General features: G+C 59.6%; 15 protein-coding genes and 1 pseudogene. 4 read left to right on the top strand and 12 right to left on the bottom strand.

The features are described from left to right. Positions 1-12: 12 nt before the first annotated feature. The 4 genes from G3T16_RS20965 to G3T16_RS04940 all read right to left on the bottom strand — a co-directional run bounded on the left by G3T16_RS20965 (position 13) and on the right by G3T16_RS04940 (position 2,305). Complete coding sequence (locus G3T16_RS20965) at positions 13-345, bottom strand: hypothetical protein (protein WP_197911909.1); 333 nt, start codon at positions 343-345, stop codon at positions 13-15. Then, positions 342-797: a fused MFS/spermidine synthase gene (locus tag G3T16_RS04930; protein ID WP_197911910.1), complete on the bottom strand. Its 456-nt coding sequence runs from the start codon at positions 795-797 to the stop codon at positions 342-344. The genes G3T16_RS20965 and G3T16_RS04930 overlap by 4 nt, the downstream gene beginning before the upstream one ends. 544 nt (positions 798-1,341) lie before the next feature. After that, positions 1,342-1,827 (bottom strand): GNAT family N-acetyltransferase, encoded by a 486-nt coding sequence (locus G3T16_RS04935; RefSeq protein WP_197911911.1) that lies wholly within the window; start codon positions 1,825-1,827, stop codon positions 1,342-1,344. Continuing rightward, positions 1,808-2,305: a MarR family winged helix-turn-helix transcriptional regulator gene (locus G3T16_RS04940; protein WP_163494080.1), complete on the bottom strand. Its 498-nt coding sequence runs from the start codon at positions 2,303-2,305 to the stop codon at positions 1,808-1,810. Before G3T16_RS04940 ends, G3T16_RS04935 begins: the two co-directional genes overlap by 20 nt. Before the next feature lie 236 nt (positions 2,306-2,541). On the opposite strand from G3T16_RS04940, the gene G3T16_RS04945 reads away from it, so the two are divergent. Continuing rightward, positions 2,542-3,438, top strand: a complete 897-nt coding sequence (locus tag G3T16_RS04945) for a sensor domain-containing diguanylate cyclase (protein ID WP_163494081.1) — start codon at positions 2,542-2,544, stop codon at positions 3,436-3,438. A gap of 79 nt (positions 3,439-3,517) precedes the next feature. Here G3T16_RS04945 and G3T16_RS04950 read toward each other — a convergent pair whose 3' ends face one another. Further along, positions 3,518-4,744, bottom strand: a complete 1,227-nt coding sequence (locus G3T16_RS04950; protein WP_163493957.1) for an ISL3 family transposase — start codon at positions 4,742-4,744, stop codon at positions 3,518-3,520. A gap of 234 nt (positions 4,745-4,978) precedes the next feature. Here G3T16_RS04950 and G3T16_RS04955 point away from each other — a divergent pair. The 3 genes and pseudogenes from G3T16_RS04955 to G3T16_RS04960 all read left to right on the top strand — a co-directional run bounded on the left by G3T16_RS04955 (position 4,979) and on the right by G3T16_RS04960 (position 9,568). After that, a pseudogene (locus G3T16_RS04955) lies at positions 4,979-8,175 on the top strand (error-prone DNA polymerase). Between the two features lie 74 nt (positions 8,176-8,249). Beyond that, a complete protein-coding gene (locus G3T16_RS22380) occupies positions 8,250-8,801 on the top strand; it encodes an amidohydrolase family protein (protein ID WP_269473265.1) in 552 nt (183 codons plus the stop codon). Next, complete coding sequence (locus G3T16_RS04960) at positions 8,798-9,568, top strand: amidohydrolase family protein (protein ID WP_269473266.1); 771 nt, start codon at positions 8,798-8,800, stop codon at positions 9,566-9,568. Before G3T16_RS22380 ends, G3T16_RS04960 begins: the two co-directional genes overlap by 4 nt. Before the next feature lie 45 nt (positions 9,569-9,613). Here the strand turns inward: G3T16_RS04960 and G3T16_RS04965 are convergent, their stop codons facing one another. From G3T16_RS04965 to G3T16_RS04995, 7 genes are all read right to left on the bottom strand, one after another. After that, positions 9,614-12,235: an EAL domain-containing protein gene (locus G3T16_RS04965; protein WP_163494082.1), complete on the bottom strand. Its 2,622-nt coding sequence runs from the start codon at positions 12,233-12,235 to the stop codon at positions 9,614-9,616. 70 nt (positions 12,236-12,305) lie between these two features. Continuing rightward, positions 12,306-12,749: a response regulator gene (locus G3T16_RS04970; protein WP_163494083.1), complete on the bottom strand. Its 444-nt coding sequence runs from the start codon at positions 12,747-12,749 to the stop codon at positions 12,306-12,308. Beyond that, positions 12,736-13,077 carry a sensor histidine kinase gene (locus tag G3T16_RS04975; protein WP_163494084.1) on the bottom strand — a complete coding sequence of 114 codons (342 nt, stop codon included), beginning with the start codon at positions 13,075-13,077 and terminating at the stop codon, positions 12,736-12,738. Before G3T16_RS04975 ends, G3T16_RS04970 begins: the two co-directional genes overlap by 14 nt. Further along, positions 13,077-14,258: a sensor histidine kinase gene (locus G3T16_RS04980; protein ID WP_163494085.1), complete on the bottom strand. Its 1,182-nt coding sequence runs from the start codon at positions 14,256-14,258 to the stop codon at positions 13,077-13,079. Before G3T16_RS04980 ends, G3T16_RS04975 begins: the two co-directional genes overlap by 1 nt. Then, positions 14,259-14,858, bottom strand: a complete 600-nt coding sequence (locus G3T16_RS04985; protein WP_163494086.1) for a YfiR family protein — start codon at positions 14,856-14,858, stop codon at positions 14,259-14,261. Positions 14,859-14,860: 2 nt separating this feature from the next. After that, entirely contained in the window at positions 14,861-16,717 is a 1,857-nt protein-coding gene (locus G3T16_RS04990) for a TonB-dependent receptor plug domain-containing protein (protein WP_163494087.1), read from the bottom strand. A gap of 411 nt (positions 16,718-17,128) precedes the next feature. Further along, a complete protein-coding gene (locus G3T16_RS04995) occupies positions 17,129-18,349 on the bottom strand; it encodes an argininosuccinate synthase (protein WP_163494088.1) in 1,221 nt (406 codons plus the stop codon). Positions 18,350-18,472 lie beyond the last annotated feature (123 nt).

Raw genomic sequence — 18,472 nt, forward strand, 5'->3', positions numbered from 1 at the left:
TGTAGGTATTGATCAGCGTACCCCGCCCAGGCCGATAATGAGAATACGTTCAGGGTTGTCCTGCACCATCAGACTGGAAAGCACCATCTTCGGATAGGGAAACACCAGCTTGTCGTAATCGTCCAGGTAACGGCAACTCTGGTTCTGGCCGCGCCGTTCGGTGATAGTGAAGCGCATGCAACGCCGGTTGGCGTCTTCGGTGACGAGGATATTACGGTAGAGAGAGCGTTCCTGATGAATGATTCGCACACCCTTCTGTGCCCCGGCGGTATACGAAAACACCAGCAGGATCAGGCTGATCAGTAAGGGTGGCAATCCGCAACGTAGTACATTGAGCGCGTTCACGAAGTAGTCTGAAGATCCTGTAGTCGTTGAATTTTGTACCCCGAGAACACGGCCAGGCCGCCGCTGAGGGTCAGTATCAGGCACATGGTAGCCAGTATCTGATTCACTTCGAACCACAACACGAAATAAAACGATGTGCCCAGGGTACCCAGAGCACTGCCCAGTGTGGAAACGAAGTACAGCAGGCCGGCCACCTGGCCACTGTGATGCCTGTCACTGACCAGCAGCCGCACCGAGTAGGGAGCTATCATCCCCAGTACCGCAGTGGGCAGAAAAAACAACAGCATGGAGACTACAAAGGAGCCGTAGCGCGGATCTTCAATGCGCAGAAACACCGCTTCCATGATGCTGTTGCCCCGGAAGATCAGGGGTAGTAGCAGGGCCGCCGCGATCAGATAGAAACTGCCGTAGCGCTTCAGGTTGGGATGATACAGCGACAGGCGCCCCCGCACAGGTAGCCCAGTGACAGGGAGAGCATGAACACCGTGATGATGCTGCCCACACATAAATGCTGCTGCCGAAGTACGGAGCCAGTATCCGGCCGCCCAGCAGCTCGACAGACATGATGATGAAGCCGCTGATAAAGGCCAGACCAAGTACCAGCGCATTGCGGGAAACGGATTGCGGTGAATTCATTTAAGGCACCTCTGATTAATTCGGTAGCGCCTCAGGCTTTGCCTTGACGCGGTCGGCAAGGCAAAGCCCCGCAGGGCGGGCCTCTGGCGCACACTGGTCTGCGTTGCGGCACTCGTCAAGGACAACCAGCCTTGACCTTCGCACCGCGCCTTGCCAGTGCGCGCCAGAGGCTCCGCTGAGGCACTGCCGAATTAATCAGAGGTGCCTTAACAGTACGGCTCGCCGAAGATGAAGTGCAAGGCAGGAATGACAGAATCATTCCCGGATCGCAGCGGAGTATAGCACCGACAATGCAAATCAAAGTATCAGTGAAGCCAAACCGTAGCCACCCTGCGACATCTGAGGCGGGCATGGGAGCTTTTAAATACCGACATACCGCATCGCGACGTTACAGCGCTCGTAGGCGCTACCGAATCGCTGCATGATGTCCTCGCAATGCCGGAAACCGTTTTTTTCATACAAATGAATGGCCGCCTCGCAGCGGCGGTTGGTCAGCAGGAACAGGCACTGCATGTTCATCTGCCCGGCTCGCGCCAGCACATACTGCAGCAGTTGCTCGCCCACCTTCAAACCGCGGGCACTCTCGGTGACGCCCATCTTGGTCAGCTCGTAGACTCCCGCCTCCTGCTTGAGCAGGGCACAGGTACCGACCACACCATGCTGCGGATGGCGGGCGAACCAGATCTTGCCACCGGGGGCGATCACCTTCGCCACCGGATCTTCCAGCATGGCGACGTCGGTAGCCTCCAGGCTAAACATGCTCTCTATCCACTGCTGGTTGATGGTTTGGAAATACGGCGCCAGCTCAGGGCCAAAGGGAAGAATTTCAAGATCGCGTGGGCTCATCGTAAAACTCCAGAGTACGTTGCAACAGGGATTTGCGAGCGAGGGCCTGTTCGCATTTCTGCAGTGCATGGTAGAAGTCGTTGTCCAGTTCAGTACACAGTTGCTCCGCGGCCCGGTGCACAGCACGCCACATCGGCTGCATGCACTCGACCTGCGCCCTGCCCTTGTCAGTCAGCGCCAGCAGCCTGCGCCGCGAATCCCGCTCACAGGGATCGGTACTGATCAATCCCTGCTCCACCAACTGGTGGGTAAATTGACTGATTGCTGGCTGCGATAACCCCAGGTAGTCCGCGGCCTCCATCACGCCGATGCGATCCTTCTGGTAGAGCAGGGCGAGCAGCGTAAACCACTTGGGTTGCACATCGAGGCCGAAGTGGCGGTAGACATTGGCGGCGTCAGCCATCATGTGTTCGGACAGTCGCTTGAGGCGGCTTCCCAGGGCCAGTTCGCCGAGCTCATCCAGAAAATCCTGGGTCATACAGTCACCAAAGCCGCAAGTACATAAGTATTTATATAACTGCTTATTTGAAAATGCAAGCCCTGACGCTGCTGTCGTGGAGTCGGGCTGGCAACCTGTCGCTTTTCGACTTCCCGGCGATTCACCTATAAGATCGGAGGGACAGTTGGGCGCCGCGAAATGTCACGCTCGCTTCCAGACAGCCGGCTACCGTATCCCGGCGATTCGGACCATGAGCCTTTATGCCGGACTTGCAGATGGAAAAAGAACGCAAGGTCGAAGATCTGATCAGCGATGAGCTCGCGCTTTGGCGGATACTGTTCGAGCAGTCCCGGGATGGACTCGTAGTACTTGAAATGGACGGCAGCGTATACAGGGCAAACCAACGATATTCCGACATGCTGGGTTATTCACCAGAAGAGACAGCCAAACTGCATGTATGGGACTGGGATATTCAGTTCAGCAAGGAGGAAATCCTGGAGTTACTCCGAGTGGTTGACACCTCAGGCGCCCATATCGAGACCCAACAACGCCGGAAAGACGGAAAAATCATTGATGTAGAGCTCAGTAATAACGGCGCCTTTTATAAAGGGAAAAAACTGATTTTCTGCATTGTCAGGGATGTCACCGAGCGCAAGAGGATTGAGGAGAAAATTCACAGGCTCGCCACCACAGATGGTCTTACAGGCATAGTCAACCGGCAGGAATTCAACCGGATACTGGAAGACGAGCTCATACGCTCCAGTCGATATGGCACCACTTTGTCCCTGATAATGTATGACCTTGATCATTTCAAGGACATCAATGATCACTTCGGTCACGATGGCGGTGACCGCGTTCTGCGAACTGTGGTGGGTCTGGTCAACGACAGTATCCGCAGCTCCGATGTCCAGGCGCGATGGGGCGGCGAGGAATTCATGGTGTTGCTGCCGCAATCAGGGCTGGCGGCGGCAGAGCGCGTCGCAGACAAGTTGTGCGAAACCATCGCTCAACACCAGTTTGCCGGAATCGGAGCCGTCACCGCGAGTTTCGGTGTGGTGGAACTCAAACCAGGTGAAAATTCCGACTCATTGGAAAAACGAGTGGATGATGCGCTCTACCGGGCGAAGGCCAGGGGCAGAAACCGCGTAGAGTCCGACGATGGTGGACCATAGTTCAGATTGCGACTGAACGAAAATAAATGCGCTCTTGAAAATCTGCCCAGCTATAGTACTGTATATACATGGGTCTTCCCTAATTCAGGTGGGCGGGCAATAGGCGTAAGCCTCCCAAATGAAACAGGATCGCTGTCTTAAAGCGCTCTTTATTTCTAAACCCTCGCGCGCGAACCTTTAGCAGCTTGATTCTGCTGTTGATACTTTCTGCTCCAGCATTGCTTTTTCCATGAACAATGGCATTAATGATGCCCCAAAGGTTCTTTTTAATGCTGGCGGCTACTGTTTTAATCGGACCCAGCCGGCATCTGGCTGCCCAGCTATACCAACGGCTCCAAGCTCTCTGAGCCCAGCCCCGACTCGAGTAATTCCATAACTGCATCGCGTACTGCCTAATTGCCCATGCTCGAGCTGTTTTCTTTGCCACTTTAGAAAGCGCACTAATGGTGTCTCGGTGGTGGCGTTTTAAACTGGCCTCGGAGCGCAACCAACTAAAGCGAGATAGATGTAAAGGCTTTTTATAATCGGTTGGGACGCATCGCATCTCCTGCTTCCTGATGGCATCAACGGCTTTGTTTAGGTCCATAGCCACATGAAATTTATCAAAGCAGATTTTTTGATCCCAATCACTCAAGTGCTCTTTGGTGGCCGAAAGGTACGCCGGCGACATATCCATGCTGACGGTTTCAATTGATTTTAGATCCCACTCCGACAGGCTTTTATAGAAGTCACCGAGACTGCCTTTAGTGCGATCATCCCGGATATCAACTACCTGACCTGAATCATTGGAGATAATGGTTAAATACCTGTGTCCCTTCTTGCTGCTAATTTCATCAACAGCAATATGGTGGTAATCCACCGATTGGCGGGCAGACAGACCACGCTCTACCGCACGGCGCATGATTCCGTCGATGGCATTCCAGCTGAGTCCTAAGCGACGGCTCACTGCATTGATACTGGCTTCTTTGAGCCATTTGATCGCCATCGCTTCAAACAGAAGCGTAAATCGGGAATTCCTTTCTGCCCAAGGAACATCGACCTGTAAGACGCCATGCTCATGGCATTGAGCCCTGGGCACAGCGCCATGGACAATGGTCTGGAACTGACAAGTGTCCAGATGTCGCCAACTCTTATCGCGGGTGTCGTAACGGGGACATGCCGAACCACACGCAGGACAGAGGATTTCAGTATCCCGATCGTACTCGATATACACATGAACCACCTCGTCCTCGGACAGCTCGACATGCTCAACAGCCCAAGGATCACGAAGCCCAAGAATGCGTTCGTAGAGTGACAATTCATCCATTGACTAACCAGGCCAATTCCGACAATTTAGAGCCTGGTATTTTAGGGGGAGAGCGGGGAAATGGCTATGGATCCACCCGAATAGGGGAAGACCCATATACATACAGCTTTATCGGAATTTCACATGCCCCATATTCGCCTTGCGCGGCCATCCGCTGCTGTCCGGCTGCCCGGGCAGCTACCCGCCGGCGAGGGTGTCTGGACATCCCCCAGGTCCCTTGCCCGCTGAGCCCCCATGTCCTACGCCGAACTCCACTGTCTTTCCTGCTACAGCTTCCTGCGCGGCGCCTCGCAGCCGCAGGAGTTGGTGCAGCGCGCCGCAGAACTGGGTTATGCGGCGCTGGCAATTACTGATGAGTGCTCACTGGCCGGGGTGGTGAAGGCCCATGTGGCAGCGAAGGAACAGGGGCTGCCGTTGATTATCGGCAGTGAGCTGAACCTGGTCGAAGGCATCCGGTTGCTGGCACTGGTGCCGTCGCGGGCAGCCTACAGCGAATTGTCGGGGTTGATCAGCCTGGCGCGGCGGCGCAGCCCGAAGGGGGAGTACCGGCTGGCATTGCGGGATGTAGTGTTTCATCTCAAGCGCTGCCTGCTGATCTGGCTGCCACGGGGTGATGCCGGGGCCGCCAGGGGCGACGGGCCGGATGGAGGTGACCGCGACGCCCGCACTGATGCTGAAGGCAGCGCGGACGACTCGAGCCGAGGCGATATGCCGGCGGCGACTGCAATCGAGCAGGGCTATGGTCTGCAGCTGGCACGGTTGTGCAAGGGCCGGGTATGGCTGGGGGTTACGCATGTGTTGGGCAACGATGAGGTCGCGCGCTATCGGCGGCTGTACGCACTGGCACAGGCACTGGACTTGCCGATGGTGGCCTGTGGCAATGTGCAGATGCACCGGGCCACGCGCAAGCCGCTGCACGATGTGTTTACCGCACTGCGCCACAACACCTCGGTGGCCCGGCTGGGGCGGCGCCGGCTGGCCAACAGCCAGCAGCATTTGCGCCAGTTGCGGCAACTGCGGCGGCTCTACCCCCTGCCCTGCTGGCGGCCACGGTGGATATCGCCAACCGCTGCCAGTTCAGCCTGGATGAGTTGCGCTATGAATACCCGGAGGAAGTCGTGCCGGCGGGGCATTCCGCCAACAGCTATCTGCGGCAACTGGTGGCGGAGGGCAGCGCCCGGCGCTGGCCCGATGGGGTGCCGACGCAGATCCAGGTGCGCATCGAACAGGAACTGAAGCTGATCAGCGAGCTGGACTACGAGTATTACTTTCTCACCGTCCACGACATTGTGCGCTTTGCCCGCGGGCGGGACATTCTCTGCCAGGGCCGGGGCTCGGCGGCCAATTCGATAGTCTGTTATTGCCTGTTCATCACCGAGATCTCGCCCCGGCAGATCACCTTGCTGTTCGAGCGTTTTATCTCCCGGGAGCGGGACGAACCGCCGGATATCGATGTGGATTTCGAGCACGAGCGCCGCGAGGAGGTAATCCAGTACATCTACGACAAGTACAGCCGCAAGCGGGCGGCGCTGGCGGCGACGATAATCACCTACCGTTCCCGCAGTGCAGTGCGGGATGTGGGCAAGGCACTGGGGCTGGATGCGGTATTCGTGGATGACCTGGCCAAATCCATGGCCTGGTGGGACCGCAGCAGCGACCTGGTCCAGCGCTTCGAAGAGCAGGGCCTGGCCGGGCACGGTCAGCTGGCGGAGCTGTTCTATCGCCTGGTGCAGGAGATCCTGGGTTTTCCCCGCCACCTGTCCCAGCATGTAGGCGGCTTTGTGATCAGCCGGGGGCCCATCTCCCAACTGGTGCCGGTGGAGAACGCCAGCATGCCGGACCGCACTGTCATCCAGTGGGACAAGGAGGATATCGAATCGCTGGGCCTGCTGAAGGTGGACGTGCTGGGGCTGGGCATGCTGTCGGCCATCCGCAAGACATTGCAACTGGTGCAGCGCGACCACCCTGCCATCAGGAGTATTGCCGACATCCCGAAAGATGATCCCGCCACCTTCCGTCTGCTGCAGCAGGCGGATACGATCGGGGTATTCCAGGTGGAGTCGCGGGCACAGATGTCCATGCTGCCGCGACTGAAGCCGGCCTGTTTCTACGACCTGGTCATCCAGATTGCCATCGTGCGTCCGGGCCCCATTCAGGGCGACATGGTGCACCCCTTCCTGACCCGCCGTCAGCACCCGGAGCAGGTCGAGTATGCCAGCAGGGAAATCGAAGCGGTATTGAAACGCACGCTGGGAGTACCCATTTTCCAGGAACAGGTGATCAAGCTAGCCATGGTGGCGGCGGGCTTCAGTGGCGGCGAGGCGGACCAGCTGCGCCGGGCCATTTCCAACTGGGGCAAAAACAGCCGCTTGCTGGACTTTGGCGACAAGCTGGTCAACGGCATGCTGGAGCGCGGCTATGACGAAGATTTTGCCCACCGCCTGTTCGAGCAGATCAAGGGCTTTGGTGGCTACGGCTTCCCCGAGTCACACTCGGCCAGTTTCGCGCTGCTGGCCTGGATCTCCTGCTGGCTCAAATGCCACCATCCGGCGGCCTTCTATGTGGGCCTGTTGAACAGTCAGCCGATGGGGTTTTATTCGCCCTCGCAGTTACTGCAGGATGCCCGCCGCCACGGCGTGGTGGTGCTGCCGGTCGACATCAACCAGAGCCAGTGGGACCACCAGTTGCTGGACAGCCAGAGCGCAGCGCAGCCACCCATCCGCCTGGGCCTGCGACTGGTGCGGGGCCTGCATCGCGCAAGCGCGCAACGGATTGTGGAGGCGCGGGCGCGGGGCCCTTTCCGGCAAGTCAGCCAATTGCGCCAGCGTGCCAGGCTGGACCGGCGCGATCTGGAGGCGCTGGCCGATGCCGATACACTGGCCTCTCTCAGCGGTCATCGGCACCAGTCCCAGTGGCAGATCATGGCACTGGAACAGGTCCGCCCCCTGCTGCAGGAAGAACAGCAGCAGCCGGGAAGTTATTTCAATGATGCGACCCAGCTGCCGGCGCCCACAGTTGTCGAGGAAGTGCTGGCCGATTACCGTACCACCGGCGTCACTCTGCGCGCCCATCCGCTGAGCCTGCTGCGGGAGCGCTATCCATTCAACCGCTGCAAGCGGCACGCGGAGCTGCACACGGTGGCCAATCACGGCTTTGTCCGCATTGCCGGGCTGGTCACCTGCCGGCAGCGGCCGGGCACGGCCTCGGGAGTGCTGTTTTTGACCCTGGAGGATGAAACCGGCAATAGCAATGTCGTTGTCTGGTCGCGCACCCAGCAGCATTTCCGGCGCGAATTGATGAGCGGCCAGCTGCTGCTGGTGAAGGGCACCCTGGAAACGAAGGACAACGTCACCCATATTATCGCCGGCGCCCTTTACGACTACAGTGAAGCGCTGGCGGAGCTGCACCTGCAGTCGCGAAATTTTCATTGAATCCGGCGCGGAATGCTTTGACATGCAGCGCGCTGCTTTATAGCCTGCGGCAATCCATTCTCAGGAGAACCACCATGTCCAGTCATCCCCCCTCTATCGGCCGTCGCCTGCTGCAAACCGCTCTCGCCGCAGCGCTGCTGGCGGGCAGCAGCCTGCAGGCCCTGGCCGGCACCACGGTTATCCACGCAGGCACACTGCTGGCAGTGCCGGGAGAGCAGCCCAGGACCGAACAGACGCTGGTCATTGTCGACGACAAGGTAAGCCAGGTGCTGGACGGCTACCAGGATGCCGACGGCTTCGGTAGCGACGCTACGCTGATCGACCTGAAGGACCGCTTCGTGATGCCCGGCCTGATGGACATGCATGTTCACCTGCAGGGTGAGCTGGGGCCCAAGAACGATAGCGAAGACCTGAAGTACTCCTCGCAACTGGTGCAGATGAAGTCGCTGATGTACGCGCTGCGCACGCTGGATGCGGGCTTCACCACGCTGCGCGATGCGGGCTCCCATGCGCAGGAGATGTACGCGCTGCGCGATGCCATCAACCTGGGCTGGATTGACGGACCGCGGATCATTGCCGCCGGCGGTGTCGGCATTACCGGGGGCACAGCGATATCAGCGGCATGAAGCCGGAGCTGATGGAGTTGTACACCAACCGCACGGTCTGCGACGGCCCCTATGACTGTCGCCGCGCCACCCGCGATGCGATCAAGTTCGGTGCCGACCTGATCAAGATCGCCTCCACCGGTGGTGTGCTGTCCGACCGTGCCACCGGCACTGGCCAGCAGATGGAGATGGATGAACTGAAAGAGGTCGTGCGGGCAGCCAACCGCATGGGCCGCAAGGTAATCAGCCATGCCCACCATGAAGAGGGCATCATCGCCGCGCTGGAGGCCGGGGTGGACAGCATTGAACACGGCACCTACGTGGGGCCGAAATCGATCAGGCTGTTCAAGTCCAGCGGCGCCTACCTGGTGCCCACGCTGCTGGCCGGCCAGACGGTGAAGACCATGGCGGAAGAATCGGACTTCATGAGCCCGGCGATCAAGGAAAAGGCCATTGCCGTCGGCGCCGCGATGCAGGCCAACTTCGCCAAGGCCCATGAAGCCGGTGTAAAGGTCGCCTTCGGCACGGACTCTGGCGTGTCAGCCCACGGCGACAATGCCCAGGAGGCGGTATTGATGCAGCAGGCCGGCATGGCGCCGATGGATATCCTGGTCTCTGCCACGGTCAACAGTGCCGACCTGCTCGGCATGTCCGACAGCCTGGGCACGCTGGAACCGGGCAAGTATGCGGACTTGATCGCGCTGCAGCGGTCACCACTGGAGCAGATCGACAGCCTGCTGGACGTCAGCTTCGTGATGAAGGGCGGCAAGGTGCACAAGGACCAGTAGTTCGCCTGATCCGCCGCACTTGTGGGCCCTGCCCGGCCCGCGAGATCAGCCTCCCGGCTGCAACAGGAAGGGCGCCAGCTGTTCGGCCGGCAGCGGCCGGCTGAACAGGTAGCCCTGCATCTCATCGCAGTGCATGGCCTCCAGCAACTGCTGTTGTTCCCGGGTTTCCACCCCTTCGGCAATCACCCGCATGCCGAGGGCATGCGCCAGCGAGATGATGGTCGAGACAATCATCTTGCTGTGACCACTGGCAGTCATCGTGTAAATGAATGAGCCGTCGATTTTCAGGAACTGTACCGGCAACCGTGCCAGATAGTAGAGAGAGGAATAGCCGGTACCAAAATCGTCGATGGCAACATTGACGCCCAGGTTTCGCAAATCCTCGAGTTTCTCTATGCTGCCGCTCACGTCTTCCATCAACAGACTCTCGGTGACCTCCAGATCGATACCCTCCAGCGAAGCCCCTACAGCCTGCACGGCATTGACCACAGACTGCACAAAATCCGCCCGCCGGATCTGGATCGCCGAGACATTGACAGCGATCCGCGGAGTCGGCATCCCGGTGGCCTGCCAGCGCTGCCGTTCGAGCGCTGCCTGGCCGAAGGCCCAGGCACCCACTTCCAGGATCAACCCGGTCTCCTCCAGCATGGGGATGAACTTCCCTGGCGCCACCAGCCCATCTTCGGGACTGTTCCAGCGAATGAGGGCCTCCAGCCCGCATACCTGCCCCGTCGTCATGTCGCGTTTGGGTTGGTAGTGAAGCACGAATTCCCCTCGGTCCACCGCCCGCCGCAACTTGTTGTCCAGCAGGAAAGTATCGGCCACTTTCTCGTTCATGGACGGCTGGTAGAACAGGTAGCGCTCACCGGATAACTTGGCTTTCTTCAGGGCCGATTCCGCATTCCCGAACAACGGCTCGGCAGTGCCGCCGTCGACTGGAAAGATCGCTATGCCCGCGGTGACCGTTACAGACACCTCGTTACCCGCGACAAAGTAGGAGCCGTCGGTCAGGGCAGCCACAACATCCTCGAGCGCGTGTGCAGCCACGGCTTCGTCCCGGATATCAACCAGGGTACCGGCAAAACAATCGGCACCAACGTGGGCGACATTGTCGCCATCAGGCCATACCGCCAACAGGCGATCAGCCACTTCCTTCAACAGCATGTTACCGACACTGCGCCCCAGGGATCCATTGATCAGCCGGAAGCGATTGATATCTATCATGACCAGTGCAACCCGGGTTTTCTGCGAGGCCGCAATCCGCAGTTGCTGGTTCATACGTTCGGTGAACAGTGTCCGGTTCGGAAGACTGGTGACGACATCATAGAAAGCGAGGTAGTTCAAGCGCTCTCCCTTGGCGAGAAAATCCAGCGCGAAACCGATGTCATCGGCCAGTTCGGATACCAGGCGCATTTCCTCGTCGTCGAAGACCTCAGCCTCTGAGGCGCATAGGCCAAGCACACCAATAACCTTCCCGCCAATCTTCAATGGCATCACGGCAACAGCCCGTATATCCGCTTCCCGCAGTTCCTGGTGCATGGCAAGACCCTCGAAGTCCTGCTCGAGATCATTGACCAATACCGCGTTGCCAGACGCCAGCACTTCCGTGACCAGACAGCGCTGGTCGGCGGGCGGCGCATTGACCGTGGACAACAATTTGTCAAAGAATTCCTCGGAGCCACCGGCAGCAGCGGCAGCCGAGACGCTGGCGCCATCGTCCTCCAGCAAGCCCACCCAGACCGTATTGAAACGCCCCGGATCAATGGCGATCTGGCAGGTCTCTTCCAGTAATTCATCCCGGTCACTGACCCTGACGATCAGGGAATTGATGCCGCTGAGCACACTGTACAGGCGGTTGAGACGCTCAATGTGGCGCTGGGACCGTTTGCTGGCGGTAATATCGGCAGCCACCCCCGCCACTCTGCGGGGGCCGCCACCGGGCTCGGGCACTGGGAAAATGCGGTCCCGTATCCAGCGCAGTTGTCCGTCCTGGCGCAGGACCCGGTACTCCAGCTCGAACTTGCCCTCTTTGAGGCGCTGCAGATGGGAGGCGGGCACTGCCTCCCTGTCGTCGGGGTGCAGATCATTCGTCCAGCCGCCGGGATCCCGGTACAGACTGTCGCAACTGCGCCCCCAGATGTCGGCAAATGCGGGGCTGATGTACAGCAGTTGGGAGGCCTCGACATCCACCAGATAGAAGACATCCCGGATATTCTCCGCCAGTTGCCGGAACCGCCGTTCACTGTCGCGCAGGGAGTCCTCGGCAACCTGCAGCGCACGCCGTTCAGCGGCTTCGCGCAGGGCCCGGGTTACTACCAGCCCCAGACGTTCCAACCTCTGCTTCAGAACATAGTCTGTCGCTCCCATGCGCAGTGTTTCCACCGCCAGATCCTCACCGATGGTGCCGGACACAAAGATCACCGGAATATCGGCGTCCTGCTGCTTGACCATGGCCAGCGCGGTGAAGCCGTCAAAGGCACCGGGAAGGCTGAAATCGCACAGCACAATGTCCGGCCGGTATGACGCCAGGGCCTCTTCGAGGCCGGCCCGCGACCACACTCGCCTGATATCAAATGACAACTCAGTCAATTCAAGCTGCCGGCGGCACAGTTCGGCATCGAGCTCCGAGTCCTCGACAGACAATATTTTCACGTGATCAAGTCTCATAACGTTCAGTCCATACAGCGAGTGATTGCTACTCGGGGCACGGTCCAGCCTTCCTGCTTCCATTGTCCTTTCAAGTGACGGGGCTCTTGTTGATCGCCAGCCAGTAATAACCGGCCTGGCGGGCAATATTGGTCATGGCAGTAAAGTCCACCGGCTTCACAACATAGCTGTTCACCCCGAGATCATAGGCCTCGGCGATGTCCCTGTCCTCCTGCGAAGAGGTCATGATGACGACGGGGATTCTGCGGGTGCGCGAGTCCGCCTTGATCACGCGCAATACCTCGATACCGCTGACCCTGGGCATCTTCAGATCCAGCAATATGAGCTGCGGTGGGTTGGGCGGAGAGTTGCTGTACTCGCCTTCGTGAAACAGGAAGTCCAGCGCCTGCTGCCCGTCCTTCACCCAATCGATGGCGTTTGCCAGCTTGCCATCCTTGAGCGCATGGATGGTCAGTTCCGCATCCAGCTCACTGTCTTCCACCAGCAGTATCCTGACGTGTTCATAGCTCTTCATGGACAGGTTCCCTCGGCAATGCAAAATAAAAGGTCGCGCCGCTATCCGGTTCACTGACCGCCCAGACACGGCCACCGTGGCGCGCGACAATCCGCTGGACCAGCGCCAGGCCGACGCCGGTACCGGGAAACTCACTGGCATCGTGCAGGCGCTGAAATACTTCAAACAACTTGTTCTGATAGCGTGGATCAAAACCCGCACCATTGTCGCGGACAAAGTAGATATTTTCCTTGTCATCCGTGATCGCATTGATCTCGATAAGCGGATGCTCCCGGTTGGCACTGAACTTGACGGCATTGGAGAGCAGATTCACCCAAACCTGGCCCATCAGGACGGGATCCCCTGCACCATGGGCAGCTCGGACAACTGCAGTTCGAGCCCGGTATTGGCCTGGCCCTCCACACAGCTTGCATAAGTCTCCCTGGCCATCGCGGTCATATCCAGCAACTGCACATTGAGCACCTTGCGACCGAGCCGGGAGAATGCCAGCAGGTCATCGATCAGTGACCCCATGCGCAACGACTCACGCTGGATTATGGTCAGCTTGCGTTGTGCCTCCGAATTGAGTAGCGCTCCATGATCCTCGACCAGCAGGTTGGCAAAGCCGGTGATCGCACGCAGCGGCGCCCGCAGGTCGTGCGACACCGAATAACTGAAGGACTCCAACTCCTGGTTGGCCCGTTCCAGCTGCGCGGTGCGCTCCGACACCCGCTGTTCCAGCTCTGCATTGAGCTGACGCACACTCTCCTCCGCCTTCAGGCGCTCCTCGACCTGGTGCTCCAGCGCCTGGTTGGCGCGCTGTGCGGCATCGTTGCGTACACCAATCTCAGCCAGCATCCCGTTGAAGGCATCGACAAGGACTCCGATCTCATCGGTAGAGGACTTCTCGGCCCGCAGCGAATAGTCCCTGTCGGCGATGACCCGGCGGGCGATATCGGACACAGCCAGAATGGGACGGGTCAGACTGGACTGCAACCCGGCCGCAACGAAGAATACCACCACCATACTGAACACCATTGCCGCAGCCAGAATTCCGGCATAGCTGAACAGGCGTTCCTGCCAACGATAGTGGGCCTGCAAGTATACGGTACCGAGGATTTCATCCTCGTGAAGAATACGCGTGAACATCCGTAGTGAATTGCCATCCAGAGCGTAGCCCTCGGTCCTCGGAATCGGCGGCAGGGATTCGTCCGCTGTCTCGCTGTTACGGAAGCTGGCAAAGACTCTGCCCGTGGCAGTATAGATGGCAGCGGCGGCGATCGAGGGCTGGGCCTCGAGCAACTGCAGATAGGCATCTGCCGACTGGGGGTCATCGAACTGCAGTGCGGCGGCACTGGCGAGGCCAATGATTTTCCCCTGCACAGTCAACTCATTGCGTAGAGTCTCCTGATAGCTTTGCCGCTCGTACAGCACCAGGATCAGACCGACGACAAACAGGGCCACCAGGTTTGTCGCCAATACCACGAGGATGAGTTTGTTGCGGATGGAACTGGTGATGCGCGCAAACATTCAGGGGCCTCCCGTGCGCACGTGCAGTGCCACAGCCAGCAGCCTGGAGCTCAGCTTCAGGCCCTCGCGTTCCGCTGACTCCAACGAGACCTCGAACCGCAGCCGGCGATCCACGGTGCGAAAGTTGATCATGCTGCCGGCGTCCAGTGCCCCCTCAAACTCGGTAATCAACAGCGTCGCACCGGTGGTATCCTGAGGCGGCAGCTCCGGCAGGTAGTGGTCGGGAGATCCCGCCACGTACAGTACATGCGCAGCTTGTGCGCGCGCTTCACCAGCCGCGTCCGCCACCACCAGGGGACGGTCCTTGACGAAGCGGTCAGCTACGATCTCCCGCAGCTCCGCAAGTAACCGGTCGTCGCCGCGTACCGCAATCACAATCGGTGCCTGCTCTGACTCGAAGGCCTGTGCCGGCCAATCCACATAGCCGATGAATTTGTAGATGAACGCGGCTTTCAGACTGTGCTCGGAAGCAAAGGCGGGCTGCGAAGCTGCCGGCGCAGAGGCCAGCACCAGACCAACGAAAATGGCCAGGACAGCGACCCACCAGGCATGCCTCCAGGACCCGCTGTTCTGCCGTGCCTGGCCAGACACAACGACCATGCTCAGGGCAGCCGCAGCACGAGTTTGCAGTAGATGGCGCGACGCAGTTCGCTCTGCTCGGTGATAACCGTGAATTCCGAGATCCGCTCATCCAGCAGGTTGTCGGCGATCAGCGAGACTTCCAGGTTTGCTGCAGGCTGCCAGCCCAGGCGCGCGTCCACCGCGGTGTAGGCCTCCACCCGCGGGGCGGGCAGATGGCCCACCCGGCGCATGGTAACATCCAGTTCCAGTGTGGCAGTGATATCCAGCGTGGAGCGCAGATTCCACTGGAAGTCCGGATCATTGCCCAGGGCCTGCGGGCCCACCGGGTCGGTACTGCCCGGCTTCAGCTTCAGGTCCATATCCAGCGCGGACAGGCCGGCCGTCAGGCGCCAGTTGGGAGTGGCCTGATAGGAAGCCCACATCTCCACTCCCCGGGTTGAGCCCTCGGCCTCATTGCCAAAAACCAGAAAGGTACCGCTGGGGGCAATTTCCTGACTGCGCAGATGGTCGTAGTCGGCATAAAAGACCGTGGCACTGTAGGAGAGGTTCTCCCGCAGCTGACCACGGTAGCCGACTTCGTAGACCGTGGCGATCTCGGATCGCACCGAGGGCCCGCCATCCAGCAGGAAGGGCGGCTCACCCGGAATGCGGGTATCCGCGTCCAGGCGTGACGGCGAGCGCGCGGCGCGGGAAACCGCGGACCACCACAGGTGTTCCTGCGAGGGATTCCAGGCCGCGCGCAGGCCAGGCAGAAATTCATAGTCGGTATAGTCGTTACGCTCGACCCTCACGCCTGCGGTCAGGCGCACCTCGTCCGTCACCGAGTATTCGTCCTGGGCATACAGGCTCAGCCAGCTCAGGTTCTTGTCTGCCGGGAGAAAGGCGACAAACTCACTGTTCTGCAGCCGGTCCATCGCGTAACGGTATTCGACACCCCAGGCCACAGCGTGGTCGCGGGAGGGACGCAGCGCATGCTGGAACTGCAGATCGAGAATTTCCAGGGTTTCGGCAAAGGTCGGTGGTACACGACGCCGGCTGCGGTCGTAATAGGCTTGCAGGTACAACGTCTCACTACCGCCCAGCTTGCGGTCCCAACGGCCGGAAAGGTTGGCGCCGGACACCCCGATTCTGCCCAGCGCGAACGGAGCGCCCGTCACAATCACTCCGGGAGCGGGCTGGCCGATGCTGCCATCGTAGACATTGCCCTGCACCTGGTACTGATCCCGCTCGGCCTGCCAGTCCGCACGAAAGCCCAGCTGACCCTGGTGCCAACTGTCATTGCGGTAGCCACCAGCGGCCGATCGCGTCCGGTCGCGGTCCAGGTACTTGCCGTACAGCCGGAAATGGCCGTTGTCGCCCAGTGGACCGCCCTGGCGGATGGCGAGCTGTGACTCGTCAGTGCCGGCACCGCCGCTGACGAGCAACCCCTGGGTCTCGCTGGCCTTGCGGGTGATCACGTTGATAATGCCGTTCACCGCATTGGTGCCCCACAATGTGCCACCGGGCCCGCTGATCACTTCGATCCGTTCGATATCTTCCATCACTGTGTCCTGCACATCCCAGAACACGCCGGAGAACAGCGGGGAATACACCGAACGGCCATCGATAAGCACCAGCAACTTGTTGCCGGCACTGTTGTTGAAGCCGCGAGAGGAAATGGCGTATTCGCTGGCACTGACACGCGCCACCTGCAGATTGGGGGCCAGACGCAGCGCCTGGGGAATCGAACGGGCGCCGTAGCTGCGGATGTCTTCGCTGGTTATCACAAACAGGGAGGTGGGTGCCTGCAGCAGCGGTTGTGCCCGCCGCGAGGCCGAGGTCACCTCGATGTTGACAAGCTGCTCCAGGGTGAGGTCAGCGAGGGCTGTTGGTGCCAATGCCGTCGCCTTTAGTGGCAGCAGCAACAGGAGCAGGGTAAACGATAAAAACCTCAGATTGCGAAAAGAGAAGCCGGGGCTCCGCCTCCTCAAGCCTCGGACAATGACAAATTTCAGCTGTGCAGGCATGTTATTGATCTTCCTGCTCAATCAAAGGGCGTCGATACAGTCAAGTTACGACGGGGTAATATCCATAACTACCATATCCGGACTATAGCTGACCAGTTTTCCCGGCGCATTGCGGCAGTTTTCCGACCGACAAGTCGTTATATTCGCAAATGCGGGACTGCGATCCCGGGCTGGAAGCCCTTCAGTCCAGCTGTGGCGTGATCGCCATCACCCACCAGGCACAGGCCATAGCGGGTTATCAATCACTGACCATTGCCTGAAGTCCCCCCTGATGCGCACAGCTCAGAACAATGTGCGACCCTTGTTGGCGGCGATACGCATGCGCAGCGCGTTGAGCTTGATAAAGCCCTCGGCGTCTTTTTGGTTATAGGCACCCGCGTCGTCCTCGAAAGTGGCGATGGCGTCGTCAAACAGGCTGTCGGCGGACTGACGGCCGGCCAGAATGACATTGCCCTTGTACAGTTTCAGGCGAACCTTGCCATTTACCGACGCCTGGGTCTGGTCGATCGCGGCCTGTAACATCTGCCGCTCCGGTGACCACCAGTAGCCGTTATAGATTATCTCGGCATAGCGCGGCATCAGCTCGTCCTTCAGGTGGGCCACTTCCCGGTCCAGCGTGAGGGACTCGATCGCACGGTGAGCCTTCAGCATGATGGTGCCCCCGGGAGTTTCGTAGCAGCCGCGGGATTTCATGCCCACGTAGCGGTTTTCCACCAGATCCAGGCGGCCAATACCGTTGGCGCCGCCGACCTTGTTGAGACGCTCCAGCACTGTAGCCGGACTCAGGCGCTCGCCATCGATGGCCGTGATGTCGCCGCGCTCGAAGTCCAGCTCGATATAGGTCGGGGTGTCCGGCGCAGCTTCCGGACTCACACTCCAGCGCCACATGTCTTCTTCGGCCTCCGCCCAGGGGTCTTCCAGGATGCCCCCCTCGTAGGAGATATGCAGCAGGTTGGCATCCATGGAATAAGGCGACTTCTTCTTGCTCTTGCTGAAATCGACCGGGATATCGCGCTCTTCGCAGTAGGCCATCAGGGTCTCGCGGGAAGTCAGGTTCCACTCCCGCCAGGGGGCTATCACCTTGATGCCGGGCTTCAGGGCGTAGGCACCCAGCTCGAATCGCACCTGGTCGTTGCCCTTGCCGGTGGCTCCGTGGGAAATGGCATCGGCGCCGGTCTCGTTGGCAATCTCGATCAGGCGCTTGGCGATCAGCGGCCGGGCGATGGACGTGCCCAGCAGGTATTCGCCCTCGTAGACGGTATTGGCGCGGAACATCGGAAATACAAAATCGCGCACGAATTCCTCGCGCAGATCGTCAATGTAGATTTCCTTTACGCCCAGGGCCTCGGCCTTGGCGCGCGCCGGCGCCACTTCCTCGCCCTGGCCGATATCGGCGGTGAAAGTGACCACTTCGCAGGCGTAGTTGTCCTGTAGCCAGCGCACGATCACCGAGGTATCAAGACCGCCGGAATAGGCCAGCACCACTTTGTTGACATCAGACATAGCACACTCCGTTCCAGCGCATTCAAAAGGGAGGGTATTCTACTCGCGGAAAGTGCCGATTCCCAGTGCGTGTTCCAGTGGAGGGGCCTTTACGTTACCATCACACCTGAAACTTCCCTGTCC

The organism is Kineobactrum salinum (genome assembly GCF_010669285.1).
Taxonomy (GTDB): domain Bacteria; phylum Pseudomonadota; class Gammaproteobacteria; order Pseudomonadales; family Halieaceae; genus Kineobactrum; species Kineobactrum salinum.